11 protein-coding genes and 1 pseudogene are annotated in these 14394 nt (G+C 70.6%); 3 read left to right on the forward strand and 9 right to left on the reverse strand.

What is annotated here, in order from left to right:
* Window positions 1-4: 4 nt before the first annotated feature.
* Together P8R59_RS18580 and P8R59_RS18585 are read right to left on the reverse strand one after the other, a co-directional pair.
* On the reverse strand, window positions 5-895 hold the full coding sequence (locus P8R59_RS18580) for a type II secretion system F family protein (protein ID WP_278102263.1): 891 nt from the start codon (window positions 893-895) through the stop codon (window positions 5-7).
* A pseudogene (locus P8R59_RS18585) lies at window positions 892-1389 on the reverse strand (ATPase, T2SS/T4P/T4SS family); the annotation flags it as partial. The gene P8R59_RS18580 and the pseudogene P8R59_RS18585, both read right to left, overlap by 4 nt.
* 296 nt (window positions 1390-1685) lie before the next feature.
* Between P8R59_RS18585 and P8R59_RS18590 the strand changes: the two are divergent.
* The gene (locus tag P8R59_RS18590) at window positions 1686-3176 is read left to right on the forward strand and encodes a recombinase family protein (protein ID WP_100345892.1); all 1491 of its coding nucleotides are present in this window, start codon (window positions 1686-1688) and stop codon (window positions 3174-3176) included.
* A 15-nt stretch (window positions 3177-3191) separates the two neighbouring features.
* Here the strand turns inward: P8R59_RS18590 and P8R59_RS18595 are convergent, their stop codons facing one another.
* Window positions 3192-3371: a hypothetical protein gene (locus P8R59_RS18595; protein ID WP_100345578.1), complete on the reverse strand. Its 180-nt coding sequence runs from the start codon at window positions 3369-3371 to the stop codon at window positions 3192-3194.
* A 90-nt stretch (window positions 3372-3461) separates the two neighbouring features.
* On the opposite strand from P8R59_RS18595, the gene P8R59_RS18600 reads away from it, so the two are divergent.
* Complete coding sequence (locus P8R59_RS18600; RefSeq protein ID WP_100345579.1) at window positions 3462-3905, forward strand: hypothetical protein; 444 nt, start codon at window positions 3462-3464, stop codon at window positions 3903-3905.
* Between the two features lie 9 nt (window positions 3906-3914).
* On the opposite strand, the gene P8R59_RS18605 is transcribed toward P8R59_RS18600, so the two are convergent.
* The 6 genes from P8R59_RS18605 to P8R59_RS18630 form a co-directional block, all read right to left on the reverse strand.
* Complete coding sequence (locus P8R59_RS18605; protein WP_211294559.1) at window positions 3915-8777, reverse strand: helicase-related protein; 4863 nt, start codon at window positions 8775-8777, stop codon at window positions 3915-3917.
* Between the two features lie 146 nt (window positions 8778-8923).
* On the reverse strand, window positions 8924-9448 hold the full coding sequence (locus tag P8R59_RS18610) for a hypothetical protein (protein ID WP_100345580.1): 525 nt from the start codon (window positions 9446-9448) through the stop codon (window positions 8924-8926).
* A gap of 214 nt (window positions 9449-9662) precedes the next feature.
* The gene (locus P8R59_RS18615) at window positions 9663-10217 is read right to left on the reverse strand and encodes a hypothetical protein (RefSeq protein WP_100345581.1); all 555 of its coding nucleotides are present in this window, start codon (window positions 10215-10217) and stop codon (window positions 9663-9665) included.
* Window positions 10218-10231: 14 nt separating this feature from the next.
* The gene (locus P8R59_RS18620; RefSeq protein WP_100345582.1) at window positions 10232-10714 is read right to left on the reverse strand and encodes a single-stranded DNA-binding protein; all 483 of its coding nucleotides are present in this window, start codon (window positions 10712-10714) and stop codon (window positions 10232-10234) included.
* A 74-nt stretch (window positions 10715-10788) separates the two neighbouring features.
* On the reverse strand, window positions 10789-12558 hold the full coding sequence (locus P8R59_RS18625) for a type IV secretory system conjugative DNA transfer family protein (protein WP_100345583.1): 1770 nt from the start codon (window positions 12556-12558) through the stop codon (window positions 10789-10791).
* Window positions 12555-13136: a hypothetical protein gene (locus P8R59_RS18630; RefSeq protein ID WP_246159740.1), complete on the reverse strand. Its 582-nt coding sequence runs from the start codon at window positions 13134-13136 to the stop codon at window positions 12555-12557. Before P8R59_RS18630 ends, P8R59_RS18625 begins: the two co-directional genes overlap by 4 nt.
* Window positions 13137-13311: 175 nt before the next feature.
* On the opposite strand from P8R59_RS18630, the gene P8R59_RS18635 reads away from it, so the two are divergent.
* Window positions 13312-14391, forward strand: a complete 1080-nt coding sequence (locus P8R59_RS18635; protein WP_119076373.1) for a tyrosine-type recombinase/integrase — start codon at window positions 13312-13314, stop codon at window positions 14389-14391.
* Window positions 14392-14394 lie beyond the last annotated feature (3 nt).

The raw sequence follows: 14394 nt of genomic DNA on the forward strand, positions 1-14394 counted from the left end.
CGGTTCAGAGGGGCAGGACGGTGGAGCGGACGACGCCGAGGACGGCCGGGACGACGCCGAGCAGGAGGAACGCCGGCAGCGTGCAGATGCCGAGCGGGAGGAGGAGTCGCGTCGACAGCCGTGCCGCGGTCTCCCTCCCCTGCGCGCGGGCACGCTGGCGCGCGAGCCACGCCTCGCCGCGCAGCAGTTCGACCGCGGGCGCCCCGGTTCGAACGGAGAGTTCGAGGGCCGCGGTGACGCCCGCTGGAACGTCGGCCGAGGGGGTCGCTGCGCGTTCGGCCGCGACCAGCGCCTGAGCCCGGTCGACGGACGCTCCGGACGACAGGGCCACCGCGACGAGCTCGGCCTCCCACCCGGCGAGATCGGTACCGGGTTCGGCGCGGCGGGCGAGGCGCCGTGTCCAGACATGAGACACCCCGATGAGCAGGAGGCCCGCGATCACGGCGCCGGCGCCGAGCGGCTCTGTGACCACCCGGAGCGGGTCGAGTCCGAGGGCGATGCCGAGGGGAAGGCCGAGAAGCGGGAGCCAGGTCAGGAGCCGCGCGGTGGCGACGGGTTCGGAGAGCGCGACGACGACGTCGTCGTGGACCTCGTGTGCATCGCGGAGCGCGGCGACGGCGGAACGCAGCGTGTCCGCGAGGGGTGCGCCGACAGCGACCGCCACGGCCCAGGCTCTCGCGATGTCGTTCCACGCCCCACCGCCGCGACGGAGCGCCGCGGCGATGTCTCCCCCGCTCTCGGCGGCCTGTGCCGCTTCGACGAGCACCGCCTCTCCGTCGCGAGCGAGATGTCGCCAGGCGGCCGGTACCGTCACCCCCGCGGAAAGGAGAACACTGAGTCTCATCGCCACCTCGATCACCGACGTATCGGCGCCGCCCCGCGTCGATTGCTTCATGTGCAGCGAACCTCTCGGACGCTCAAGCGATCACCGTTGAGCGTCAGGCGACCGATTCCGACGACCCGCCGCCGGCCGCCCCGACGCTCGACGTGCACGATCGCGTGCAGGGCGCTGACCGCCTGTCGCGCGAGAGAAGCGGCATCCATCCCTGCAAGCGCGCCCAGAGCTTCGAGCCGGGCCGGGACTTCGGCGATCCCCCGGGCGTGCAATGTTCCCGCCCCGCCGTCGTGCCCGGTGTTGAGCGCGAGGAGGAGCTCTCGGATCTCGGCACCGCGACACTCCCCCAGCACGAGACGATCCGGTCGCATCCGCAGTGCTTCGCGCACCAGGCGTTCCAGCGCGATTCCGCCCGCGCCCTCGAGATTCGACTGGCGCGCTTCGAGGGCGACGTGATGGGGGTGCTGAGGTCGGAGCTCGGAGACCTCCTCGATCGTGAGGATGCGCTCCGAGGCGGGAACGCGCGAGAGCAGCGCCGACAGCAGAGTCGTCTTCTCCACTTGGTGCATCTGACGCACCTAGTCAGTGGAGGTGATCGGCGTGGATGTCGAAGGCAAGAGGAACGTTGCGGTGTACGTGCGGGTTGCTCGAACGCGGCCCGTTGGCGGGGGCACGGGGGCGCAGCGACGAGCCATTGAGCGGTACTGCCGCGAGAACAACCTAGTGGTGGCGGTAACGCTGGGGAGAGCCCGTCTGACTGTCGATCGTTCCTCAACGGTGATGCTCCGGGCACTGACTCGGTGCCCGGTCGCGACGTCTGCAAGGCAGGGATTCGATCGGGGTGATCGCCATGCTCTTTAGGGCGACGACCACCAGTAGCAGCACGATCACGGAGCAGGTGCTGGTGTATCTGCGGATCAGTGAGGACCGCACCGGGGAGGAAGCCGGCGTCGAGCGACAGCGGGACGACTGTCTCGCGTTGTGCGCCCGGCTGGGCTTGGACGTCGCCGAGGGCGACGTGTTCATGGACAACGACACGTCCGCCTACCTCGACAAGAAGCGACCGGACTTCGCACGGATGCTCGCCCGGATCAAGCTCGGCCCCTCACGGGTCGTGGTGTGGCACGTGGACCGCCTTTACCGGCGACCCCGCGAGCTCGAGGACTTGATCGACCTCGTGGAGACGCATCCGATCCGCATCGAGGCAGTCATGGGCGGGGCGTTCGACCTGAACACTCACGAGGGTCGGCTGATGGCGCGCCAGCTGGTCGCGATGGCCGCCTACGAGTCCGGGCACAAGGCAGACCGCATCCGCCGCGCGAACCGGCAGAAGGCCGAGCGCGGCGACTGGCACGGAGCGGCCAAGTTCGGCTACGGCACCGGCGGCGTGCTGATCCCCGAGCAGGCCGCGGTCATCCGCGAAATGGCCGACAGGTTCCTGGCCGGCCAGTCCCTGCGATCCATCACCGCATGGCTGAACGAAGAGTCCGGGTTCCCCGCACCGCAGGCCAACACGGGGAAGACGCTCGGCGTGTGGCACGCGACCACGGTGAAGTCGATTCTCGTCTCCGCACGGATCAGTGGACAGCGAGCGTATGAGCCTGGCCGGAGGCACGGCGACGCCCCCAACGGACGGGAGATTCTCGGGCCGGGGAACTGGCCCGCGATCATCACCCCGGAGGAAACGACCCGCATCAGGGCGATGCTCTCTAACCCCGACCGGCGCGTCGGAGCGTCCTCGATCAATCTGCTCTCGGCGATCGCCACCTGCGGCAAGTGCGGGTCAGGACTTGTGTCCGGCAAGAATACCCATGGCCCCTCAGACGCCAAGCGTCGCTACTACCGCTGCATGCCCGTTCCAGGTCACCCCGAACGAGGCGGTCTGTCGGTCAGCGCCTCCGGTCTGGAAGCAGTCGTCAAGGAAGCGGTGATCGCCCGCCTGGCCGCGACCACGCTCCCGGCCGACACTCCCGAGACGGGTGGCGCGGTCGCGGCGGCTATGGGACGCATCCTGGCCGCGCGCGAGCGGATGGAAGACCTCGCCCGTGACTACGGGGCAGGAATGTTGAGCCGCAGCGAGTACCACGCCGGTCGTGTCGCGGCGCAGAGCGCCGTACACGACGCGGAACTTGCTCTCGGAAGGGTGAACCGTGGGTCGGCCCTCAAAGGGCTCCCAATCGGCGATGAGGCGGCTCTGCGGCACGCCTGGGACCACGAGTGGACGGTTCCCCAGAAGCGGGCGATCCTGACCGCGCTGGTCGACAGTCTTGTCGTGCAGCCCTACGCGAACGGTGGTTCCCGCTTCCGACCCGAGCGCGTCGAGCTCACCTTCAAGGCATGACGGCAGGGTGCTGGGTCAGGCCGGATGCTCCATGAGCGCGCAGAGTCGGCCCAGGACTACCGGGTCTTCGACGGCGAACGGCACCCCCGACGCCTCGCATGCCTGTCGCGTCCAGGCCACGACGTCGAAGGTCGGCGGGAGCGGATCGTTCGCGAGCCCTCCGGGAGCGGCATGGTCGGTTCTTGTCTCGCCCATGACGTACAGGTGCGCGCAACTCCCCCGCCTCGACGACGCGCACCTTCATGGTGCGGGCGTCTGCCCGCGGCGAAGAAGCGGAGCAGCATCATGGCGACCCCTCGATACCGGCCGGAGCAGTTCGTCGACTCGGGCTGGGGCTCGGGCACCCCGGAACGCAAGGCGCGGTTCGTGAACTCGCTGCTGCGGTTCATCGCCGACGACTTCCCTCGCGAGCAGTTCACGCGCCCGCTGTATCTGGGGCTCTCGACGCACGGCTACTTCGGTTTCATCGCGCACTACGACATTCACGGATTCTACGACGAGCAGTTGTCGACGCCGGCGAGGCGTGAGCGGTTCCTGAGCGACCTGGCTCGCGACTGCCAGAAGGACGCGCACCTGGACCGCCCGGATCTGTGGAGCGACGTCAAGGCGGTGCTGGCGAGCCGCCTCATGCCAGAAGAGCCGCTGCGCTCCCCACGCCGGCTGGCGCCGGCCTCGTCGTTCGGGGCGCGGCCGACCGCGGCCCGCCCGGACGCCCCGACCTTGTTCTGACGCACGGCGTCAGAGGCCGAACTGCGGTCCTTCACGCTGCGGGGCCAGCGAGCGTTCGACCACGGCGAGGTCGACCACCGCTCGGTCGGGGTCGGCCCGCACCCCGAGCGCGGGCCGGTGAGCGCGGACGGCCTCCACAGTGATCCGCGCCTCCTCGACGGCGGGCGGCTGTTCGCCGCTATCCTGCATCGCGGCCAGCTGTACCTCGACGCGGCTCAGGTCCGTCTCGGCATCGGCGAGGGCAGCCGCATAGCGGAACGGCTGGCCGATGCGTTCCTCGGTCTCCGAGATGGTCTGCTCGGCGACGGCGAGGTCGTCGCGCGCGTGCCCAAGCAGGGTGGGGATGCCCGAGACGCGGTTCTCGATGCGCTGGATCACGCCGACGCCTCCCTCGAGGAACAGCTCGCGGGAGATGGTAAAGCCGCTGCGGGGCACGTCGTCGAGCCTGACCTCCATGAGCAGGTCGCCGAGCATCGGGCGGGTGCCCAGGTGGACGTCGAATCCGCTGATGCGTCCGATGACGCCGTAGTCTCGGGTCGCGTACTTGGGCGCCCACTTCAGGTCGGAGTCGTGCGCCCACCGGGCGAGGGCGTGCCCGGCGTCGACCCGCGAGTCGTAGTGCGTGCCGCGCAGCTCGATGCGGAAGTTGTCGCCGGAGGTGTCGCGGATGCGCGGCACCGCGGCCTCCAGGTGCTCGATGTCGTTCTCGGCGCGCCGCGCGTCGCCGCGGGCACGGTCGCGGGTGTGGATGAGCATCGACTCGTTGCGGTGGTAGGCGCGTTCCAGCCGGCGCAGCCTTGTGACCTCGTTCTGGATCGTGGAGTGCTCCAGCAGCAGCGGGTTGCCGGAGCTGATCGCCTTGGCTTCCGCGGCGGACAGGGCCGAGGAGTCGATCTCCTCGATCTCGCGTGTGTCGAGCCGGCCCCGCATGAGCTGGGCGATGAACGTCGCCTTCCGCTCGACGCCTTGCCACATGTAGGAGTCGAAGGATCGCTCGGTCACGAATCGGACGATCGCGACCTCGGCGTTCTGATTGCCCTGCCGCATGATCCGGCCCTCGCGCTGGGCGATGTCGGACGGACGCCACGGGCAGTCCAGATGGTAGAGCGCGACCGCTCTTGCTTGGACGTTGGTGCCCACGCCCATCTTCTCGGTCGAGCCGAGCAGCACGGCGATGTGCCCCGCGCGGGCGGCGGCGAACAGGCGGGCCTTGTCGGTGTCGGTCTTGGCCTCGTGCATGAACCGGATCGCCTCGCCCGGCATCCCGCGCAGGACGAGCTGGGCGTGCAGCTCGTCGTAGGCGTTCCAGCGGTCGGGGTTCGGCGTGCCGATATCGGAGAACACAAGCTGCAACGCCCCGCGCACCGGCGAGGGCTGCCCGGTGATGACGTCGAGGTACTCGTTGTCGCGCGTGCGCTCCCAGACCCGGTGGATCGCGTCGGCGGCGGCGTCGATCTTCGTCGGGCCGGAGGGTCGGTTGGGGACGATCATGCGAATGTCAAGCGCGGCCTTGCGGCCGTCGGTGGACACGTTGAGCATGTTGTCCTCGTTGGGCGGGACCGCCTTCGCGGCGATCTTCTCCGCCCGCGCGCCCAGGTGCTCGATGAACCGTTCGAGCTCCACGGTCGGCTGCACCGGCACCGTGGCCGGCACCCGCTGCCCGTCGTCGCGGGCAACGAGGTCGGGGGTGGGCAGTTGCAGGTCTTCGGCGGTCTTCACGTCGGCGAAGATCGACCACATCTTGAGCATCTCCGGCACGTTGGAGAACTTCGCGAAGCGGGTTTTCATGCGGAACGTGTTGTTCCCGGTCGGGGCCATCTCCATCTGCGTGACGGTCTGCCCGAACGTCGCCGCCCAGGCGTCGAACGCCCCGATCCCGGCCGCGTCGAGCAGGTCGGGACGCAGGTAGCGCTGCATCACGTATGCCTCGGTGACCGAGTTGGAGATCGGCGTCGCGGTCGCCCCGGTGACGACCCGCTCACGTCCTTGCGAGCGCAGATACTCGAGCTTCATGTGCAGATCGGTCGCCCGGTCCGAGCCCTCAATCGAGGCGTCACGGATGTTGGACTCCGTCGCCAGGTTCTTGTACATATGCATCTCGTCGACGATCACGTAGTCGATGCCGGTGTCCTCGAAGCAGACCCCGACGTCGCGGGCGGTGTCGGTGCGGTCCTTGAGCTTGTTCTCCAGGGCCAGGAGCTTGCGCTGGATGCGCTTGACGCTCATCCGGTCCTCGCCCTCGGCCTGGTCGAGCACCTGCTTGACGTCATCGACCTGTGAGCGGATGTACGCCTGCTGGGTCTCCGTGCGCAGCGGGATCTTCGCGAACGCCCCCTGGGTCAAGATCACGGCATCCCACTCGTTCGCCGCAGCGCGGGCGACGAAGGTGCGGCGCTTGTCCGCGGTCAGGTCACCGCTGGAGACGGCGAGGATTCGCGCCTGCGGGTAAATCTGCAGCCACTCCCGGCCGACCTGTTCGAGCATGTGATTGGGCACGACGACGACGGGCTTGGCGATCAGGCCCATGCGGCGCATCTCCATCGCGCCCATCACCATCTCGGCGGTCTTCCCGGCACCGACCTCGTGGAACAACCCGGCCGAGGGCTCGGCGATCATGCGGGCGACCGCGGCGCGCTGATGCGGGCGCGGCTCGAAGCTCGCCGCCATGCCGGGCAGCGAGAGGTAGTCGCCGGCCTCGCTGTAATCGCGCAGCACGATCGAGTTGAAGCGCCGGTTATACTCGTCCACGAGCGCGGCGGCGCGGGCGGGGTCTTCCCACACCCACTCGCCGAACCGCTCCTGGATGAGGTCGGCCTTCTCCTGCGCGGCCGTCGTCTCGATCGGGTTCAGGACGCGACGGACCTTCCCGCCGACGTCTTCCACCTCGTCGTAGACGAGCAGGGTCTTCTGCTCCATGACGGCCTGGGCGATGTCGGGCGCGGGGCGCCGCTCGGTGCCCCATTCGCTCGTGGACAGCACGCCTGCCCGACCGCCGCGGACCTCCCACATGCCCGGCAGCGAATTCTCCACCCGCACGTCGGAGGTCTTCAGGATCGCGTTGAGGAAGACCTCGTGGATGCGTTCGCTGATCCACACGGCGCCCAGCCGGGCGGTGATGTCCTCCACGCCGAGCGCGGCCGGCAGCACGGCGGTCAGCGCGTCGACGTTCGCCTGGAACGCGGGCTCGTCGGCTGCGCGCGCCTTGGCGGCCTCGAGCTTCCCGCGCACGTCGCCGGACAGGTAGGCGGGGGCGTGAACGAGCTCGCCGCCGACCGGATCGGTGAACACCATCCCGTCCAGCGCCGGACGGGCCTCGTGCTCAGGCATCCCCAGCAGGTCGGCGATGAGGGTCAGGTCGATGCCGCCGGTGCGGTCCAGGCTCACCGCGATCGCGTCGGCGGGCGTCTCCACTCCCTGTACCTCTGGGCGCGGGGCGACGACGCGGCGGGTCATGATCGCCGCCGGAGTGGCCGTCTGCTCGGTGTCGTCGAACTGCTCCAGGGCGAGCACCAGGGGTCCGAACGGGTCGGAGCGCAGCAGCCGGATCGGGGTCGGCACGATCCGCGCGTAGGTGTCGTCCCCGGCCGGGTTCTGGCGCCCGGTCGGACGCAGCGTGTAGCGGTTGAGAGGGCCGTACTTGCCGAGGTACTTCTGGTAGTCGCGTCGCAGCGCGGCCCGCGCCTCGGTGACCTCGGCCGTGTCGTCCACCGTGGCCGATTCCAGGGTTAGCAGGGCCGTGGCGCGGTCGCGCAGCCCGAGGAGGGAGCGCAGCTCGGTCGCCGCCGACCTGGGTACGGCGAACGGTTCCAGCGCGCCGGAGGCGACGGTCGCGAACTCGCCGCCGTCGACCGGGACGATGCTGCCGTCCCACGCGGCCGGCGCCGACGGGGTGAACGCGGCACGGCGGGATTGCTGCGCCTCGGTGCGTTCGCTCATCGTCAGCCCGAGCCGGCGCCCGGCGAACACGATCTCGTCCACGGCGAGTGCCAGTGTGCTCTCCAGCTCGGCGAGGTCGCCGGTGACGGTGAGCGTGTCCGCCCCGTACATGCCCTGCTGCACGCCGACGGTGCCGAGCATCCGCTCTGGCCGGTGGTCGAAGTAGGCGTTGATCTTCACCAGCCGCCCGTCGATGTTGACCGGCGTGACGGTCTCCCACAGGTCGTCGGCTGGCGGTCGGTCGTCCTCGCGGCGGCGGAAGATGAGCAGGTCGGTGAGCACCTCCGTGCCTGCCGCGCGGCGGTGCGCGCCGGTGGGCAGGCGGATCGCCCCGACGAGATCCGCCAGGGCGTTCATCTCCCGGCGCGCGCCGGGGTTCTGCGCGTCCATCGTGTAGTGCGAGGTCAGCACCGCGACGAGCCCGCCGGGCCGGGTCAGCCGCAGCGACTTGAGGATGAAGTGGTTGTGCATCGTCTGCTTGGTGCCGTTGTGGACCGGATCGTGCAGGACGACGCCGGCGAACGGCACGTTGCCGATCGCGGCGTCGAAGTGCGCTTCGGGCATGCGGGTGTCGGCGAACGACTCGGCGCGGATTGTCGCGTGCGGGTAGAGGCCCTGGCTGATCGCCGCGGTCACCGGGTCCAGCTCCACGCCGGTCATCTGCGCCGTCGCCGGTGCGAGGCCGATGAACGTCCCCGCCCCGGAGCCGGGTTCCAGCACGGCGCCGCCGGCGAAGCCGAGCGCGCTCATCGCTCGCCACATCTGCCGGACGATCAACGGGTCGGTGTAGTGGGCGTTGATCGTCGTGCGCGCCGCGGCGTCCCACTCCGTCTCGTCCAGCAGGCCACGCAGCTCGGCGCGCTCGGCGTCCCAGCCGTCCTTGGCCGCGTCGAACACATCGGGCAGCGCCCCCCAGCTCGACCAGCGGGCGAGCACCTGCTGCTCCTCCGCGGTCGCGGCCCGGTCCTCGGCGGCCAGCGTGCGCGCGAGCCGGATCGCGGCGGTGTTCGCCTGGAACCTGGCCTTCTGCCCGGAGGGCGCCAGGTCGTCCTGCGAGGCGGGGACGAACCTGGCTGGGGCGGCTAGCTCAGTTCGCGCAGGAAGCGAATCGTCGCCGCCTCCTGAAGTACCGCCTCGTTCTCCCGCAGGTAGTCCCGCGGCGGCTCGGTCGCCACCAGGCCCTCGAGGAACGTCACCGGCACCGCCCAGTCGGCCGCCATCTGCTCCAGCTCGACCGTCGAGGGCATCAAGTCCGGGGAGTCCTGCATCCGCTCGGCCCAGGTCACGAGGTTGTCGTCTGAGGTCCGGGTCTGCTCCCATTCCTCGCGGGCCTGCTCCAGCGGCAGCTCCGGGTCGCCGATCCACACCAGCTGTGCCATCACGACCTCCTCCGCTATCCGCCGGGCCGTCACCAGCCGGGCGACCTCCTGCAAGTAATTCTGCTCCGAAGAGCGCGTCCCAGCCAGCATCGCCGTCAGGTCCGACACTTCCGCCTGCACCTGAAGGCCCAGGTTCGTGAAAAACTCCTCCGGGTTCTCCAGTGCGTGAAGCCTCGTCGGGGCCGTCTTCTCCCAATGCGCTCGGGCTGCTGCCGCGTACTTGTTCATCGGCGTGTTCCTCCCCGGCCGCCTCGTCCGGCACCTCGGATGCGAGCGCGCCGGCCAGCGACTCGTCGGCGGTGCGCTCGTCCAGCCCCCACAGGTCGAACGCGAGCTGACCCGGGTGCGGGTCGCGGTTGCGGCGCGCGGCCATCAGGTCGCCTCCGCGTCAGGACTGCGCGGCGAGACTGGCATGGATGCTCCCGTGATCGGACGCCGACGCTCAGGGGTGGATCTCGCCCGTGTCCGGGTCGAGGTTGCGGTAGAACTCGTCCTCGGCCGCCCGGCGTCGGGCAACGTCGTCGAGGACGTGCTGCACGAAGTCCGCGTCCCGGTCGGTGATCGGGGTCTCCTCGACCGGCGCGGCGGGTTCCTCGCCGGGCCACACGGTCTGCCGGGTCGGGCGGTCGCGGTCCAGGCGGGTGCCGGATGCGGCGACCCACTCGCGCAGCCGGTGCCGGGCGTCGGCGAAGTCCCGGTGCCAGCCCAGCGGCGCGGAACCGTTCTGCTCCGGGTCGTAGGCGCCCAGCCAGTGCAGGTGCAGGGCGCTCAGTTCCCATACGAGCTCGGGGTGCCGGTGCCACAGCGGCGGGATCACCGCGGCCGGCAGCCCGTAGGTGCGGCGCAGCCAGTTCACCCAGGCGTTGAGCTCCAGCCACTCGGTCTCGGCCTCGTCGGCGGTCAGGATGTTCCAGTTCACCGGGTGCGGCGGCTCCGGCAGCAACTCGGGACCCCCGTCGGGCGCAGGCTCGCGCAGGGTCTCGTCGGGGGTGCTCATGGCAGGCCCGTCCTTCAGAGGGCGACCGCGGTGGACTCTGCGGACGGGCGCTGCGGCGCGTCGCCGATCGGGGCCGGCTTGCGGCGCGGTCGCGGCGAGGGGCGCTCGGCGGCGTCCGCCTCCACGGCCTGCCCGGCGCGTCGGCTGCGGTCGACGCCGTACCGGGTGCGCAGGCTGTCGTGCCCGATCGCGGTCGCGATGAACTCCTCGTCGGGGACCGTCTTCCCGTCCCGCTCGTACGTGAAGGCGTGAACGCGGCCGCTGGCGACGAAGCTGTCGTCCTTTGCGAACTGGGCGTGAGCGCGCTTAGCGGCGGCGCGGAACAGGACGAGGTGGTGGAACGTCGGCTCGAGGTCGGTCGTGGTGCCGTCCGGCTCCACGCGCTGATGCCGCACACCGACCCTGGCGTAGAACCGGGCCTGGCCCTTGGAGGTCGTGGTCAGCTGCGGCTCGGTCGCGATGAACCCGGTCAGTGACTGCTGGGTCTGGATGCTCACGTCGTGCTCCTTGCCTGTCGTGACAGCCGCCAGCCGCGGCCGTTCCCATCAGGCAGGTGCGCGCCCGCTGCCAGTCATGCGGGACGACGCAGCGATGCCTCGATCTCGGCACGGTCGGCCTTCAGCGTCGCGGCGTCCTCGCGGCTCGTCCACGACCGCAGATCGGTGACGATGGGCGGGGCCGAGCGCAGCAGTGTGATCCCGGTGCCGAACGGCAAGGTTCTGATCGTCTCGGGCGGCATCACGGCCACGCGGCGCACGGAGCGTTGCGAGGAGCGCGATCCGCGGTCGCCGATCGTGTCCGAGTGGGTGGTCTCGTCCCGCTCCCCGATGAGGGTCGACAGGTCTTGCAGGTCGCGTGAGCCGGACGCGCCGCCGAGGACGATCTTGACGATGGAGGCGTCCCAGATCGCCGCGGCGGCGTTTTCGCCCCACTTCTCCCGCGCCTGGGCGAGGGATTGCAACACGGGCATGGTCGTGATCCCGGTGCCGCCCCCCTCCGCCATCAGCGTGGGCAGGCTCGGCAGGGGCGCGAGGTTCCCGATCTCGTCCAGCGCGAGCAGCAGCGGCGGGTCCAGGCGAGCGCCGGGTGAGGTCGCGGCCAGGTGCCTGGCGGTCTCCACAAGGTCTTCGACGAACGCGGACACCAGCGCCGAGGAACCGCCGGCGCCCGCGGAGGTCGCCAGCAGGTAGAGCGTCCCGCGCTGGGTGAGGAACGCCGCGGGGTCGAAGTCCTCGCCGGGGCGCGGGGTGACCGCTTCCAGCACGCGCGGGTCGGCCAGGCAGCTCAACGCGAGGGAGACGCCTTGCCAGATCGAGTCGCGGGTGCGGGGGTCGGCGTGGATCATCGCCTCCAGCGACTCGGCCCATCCGGTCGCCGCCTGCGGGTGGGCGGTGAGGATCGCGACGGCCTCGGCGGCGGCAGTCGGGTCCAGGGTCCAGCGGAACAGCTCGGCGGCCCCGCGGCCGTCGAGAGCCGCGGCGTGCAGCAGCGCCTGGAGCGCGGTGCGTGTCTTGCCCTCCCAGAACCCGCCGCCCTCGACTCCGCCCGAGGAAAGCCCGGTGCCGGCGGCCAGGCCCGTCGCACGGATCATCGCCGTCAGCGGGGTCTCGCAGCCGCGCACGGGCGACCAGCGCAGCCCCGCCGGCACGCCTTCGGCCAGGTGCTGCGGGTCGAACACCGCGACGGGGCCGCGCCGGAGCCTTGCGCGAAGCGTTGCGGTGAGGTTGTCGGGTCGGGTCGAGGTGGTCACGACCGCGCCCGGGGCGTCGAGGATGGCGTTGATCGCGACGAACATGCCCTTGCCCGCCCGAGGCGGGCCGATCAGCAGGATGCTGTCCTCCACCGACGCCCACACTTGGCGCCCGTGCGAGCGGCCGAGCAGGTAGCCGACGTCGGCCGGCTTCGGCTCCGAGAGGGACGGGCGAAGCGTGGAGGCGCGGCGCAGAAGCGCCCGGCTGGAGGCGGCCTGGGCGACCTCCGCTCCGGTCGCGGTGCCCTGGATGCGGTGTGGGTCGCGGCGGGTCGTCGTCGAGTGCCGGCGCAGCAGCGACCAGCCCCACCAGCCTGCGACGCCGAGGACGGCGAGCAGCAGGGCCGTGACGATCCAGTAGACGACCGGGTTCAGCCTCGGCGCGCCCAGTGGATCGCCGGGGTCGCCGGGACGCAGCAGCACGCCGAGGCCGGCCTCGATGCCGCCTGCCGGCTGTGGCGCCCCGGTCAGGAACGCCGCGATCGCCCCGGCGACCCGAAGCACCCCGGCGAATCCGGCGACGGCGACGAGTAGGCCGATGCCGAGGTTCGCGAGCAGGTCTTCGGGGCCGCGTCCCGTCGTCGTGCTCACGGGCGGTCCCGGTCGGGATGGTGGACGGACAGGGTGCCGGAGATGCGGCCTAGCAGCAGCACCTCGCGTGTCGGGGCCAGCTCGAGCAGGTGCCGTTGCAGCAGGGCGCGGCCGTGCCCGGTCGGGCCGGCGTCGGAGTGGGCGACGATGACGGCCAGGGCGACGTCCTCGCCGGGCACGAACCCGTCCGCGCTCACCTCGAGCAGCGCAGGGACCGCAGCCGCCGGAGCCGAAGCCTGCTGGGGAAAGGCAGGCTCGGGAGGGGCGAAGCGGCTCCGGCGGCGCGGTGGCGTGAGGATGTCGGTGAAGGTCGAGCCGTCCGCCTCACACACCTCGACGCGGATCGGCCCGTTGAGGGCGGTGGTGAGGTGGTCGGCGAGCGCCCCGAAGGTGTCGCGCCGCAGCGGCGACAGCGCCTCCGGTGGGGTGAGCGGAGCGCCGTCGACCGTGACGGCCAGGGCACCGTCGGGTGCGACGTCGACCCGGACGTGCGGGACGTGGATGATCGGCTGGGCGGTCATCGCCGTGTTGTCGGGCTCGTCGGCCGCGTCGCTGCCGCGCCGGTAGCGGGGCTTCACGCCACGCCTGTCCCAACTGCCGTGAGTTCGTTCGGCCATCTGCTCCCTCGATCTCTCATAGGAGCGAGGTACGCAGGGATCGCCACCGATACCCGATTCTTGTAGAGATTTCATGATTTCTGAAAGAATCTGTGTATTGTTGACGTATGTGCGGTGCTGATGAACTGACGGGCTCATGAAGCTCGCTGTGGTGCGAAGCATCGGCAGCGCCCGTGGCTTCCGCGACGAGCAGGATGTGGCCGACTTCGAGCAGGAGCTCGTCGACCAGTTCGCTCTGGCGATGGCAGCGGCCGGCCTGACCGACGGGCACATCCAGTCCTCGCGGGCCGCGGTGTTCGAGTTCCGGCAGAGCCTCGCCGCCCCGCTCTGGGCCGCGGCGCCGGACGACGCCGATCGCTTCCTCGCGGGTCTGCGTCGGGCGGGTCTGGCTGTGAGCACGCGGGCTGGCAAGGCGAAGACGCTCGCTCAGTTCTACGACTTCGCGATCGCCCGTTACCGGGCCGACGTGCATGCGCTGACCGGGTTCGTCCTCGAGCAGCCCATCGACGAGTACAACCGGCAGTCGAACAACTCGCTCGGCAAGATCCGCGTGCCGCCGTCGGACGCCGAGGTCGACCATCTGTTCGCGGGATGGCGCAGCTCGCTGTCGAGCGCGCGGAAGTTCCTTCCGGCGGCGCGGGACTACTTCGCCGCATCGCTCTGGCGGCGCTTGGGGCTGCGGATCAACGAGAGTGCCAAACTCGACATCCGCGACTGGCGGCCTGATCTGGGCGAGTTCGGCAAGCTCCACGTCCGCTTCGGGAAGGGCTCGCGCGGCCGCGGCGTGAAGCCGCGGCTGGTGCCGGCGATCAACGGCGCCGATCGGCTGATCGACTGGTGGCTCGCGGAGGTGCGGCACCTGTTCGGCCCGGACTGGGACAACCCCGACGCGCCGATGATTCCCTCGGAGCGGTTCGACCAGGACCTTGGACGCTGCTCACGGGCGAGCGACGACGTGCTGCGCCAAGGACTCAAAGCGCAGACCGTCGTGTTCCTGCCGGCCTGGGTCGGCCGGATGACCCCGCACGTCCTGCGGCACTACTGCGCCTCGTCGCTGTACGGCGCGGGTATGGATCTGAAAGCGATCCAGGAGATCCTCGGGCATGAGTGGCTATCCACCACGACCCGCTACATCCACGTCTCCAGCGACCACGTCGAGCAGGCGTGGCTGACCGCGAACCGGCGGCTGGAGACCCGATTCGGAGGGAGAGTGTGAACC

Source organism: Microbacterium proteolyticum, from assembly GCF_029639405.1.
In the GTDB taxonomy this organism is placed as follows: Bacteria; Actinomycetota; Actinomycetes; order Actinomycetales; family Microbacteriaceae; genus Microbacterium.

What these genes read in the sequence shown, in the direction of transcription:
- P8R59_RS18610 (WP_100345580.1), bottom strand. Translation starts at nt 9,448, where the DNA reads ATGAACAAGTACGCGGCAGCAGCCCGAGCGCATTGGGAGAAGACGGCC.
- P8R59_RS18635 (WP_119076373.1), top strand. Translation starts at nt 13,312, where the DNA reads ATGAAGCTCGCTGTGGTGCGAAGCATCGGCAGCGCCCGTGGCTTCCGC.
- P8R59_RS18615 (WP_100345581.1), bottom strand. Translation starts at nt 10,217, where the DNA reads ATGAGCACCCCCGACGAGACCCTGCGCGAGCCTGCGCCCGACGGGGGT.
- P8R59_RS18590 (WP_100345892.1), top strand. Translation starts at nt 1,686, where the DNA reads ATGCTCTTTAGGGCGACGACCACCAGTAGCAGCACGATCACGGAGCAG.
- P8R59_RS18595 (WP_100345578.1), bottom strand. Translation starts at nt 3,371, where the DNA reads ATGGGCGAGACAAGAACCGACCATGCCGCTCCCGGAGGGCTCGCGAAC.
- P8R59_RS18580 (WP_278102263.1), bottom strand. Translation starts at nt 895, where the DNA reads ATGAAGCAATCGACGCGGGGCGGCGCCGATACGTCGGTGATCGAGGTG.
- P8R59_RS18600 (WP_100345579.1), top strand. Translation starts at nt 3,462, where the DNA reads ATGGCGACCCCTCGATACCGGCCGGAGCAGTTCGTCGACTCGGGCTGG.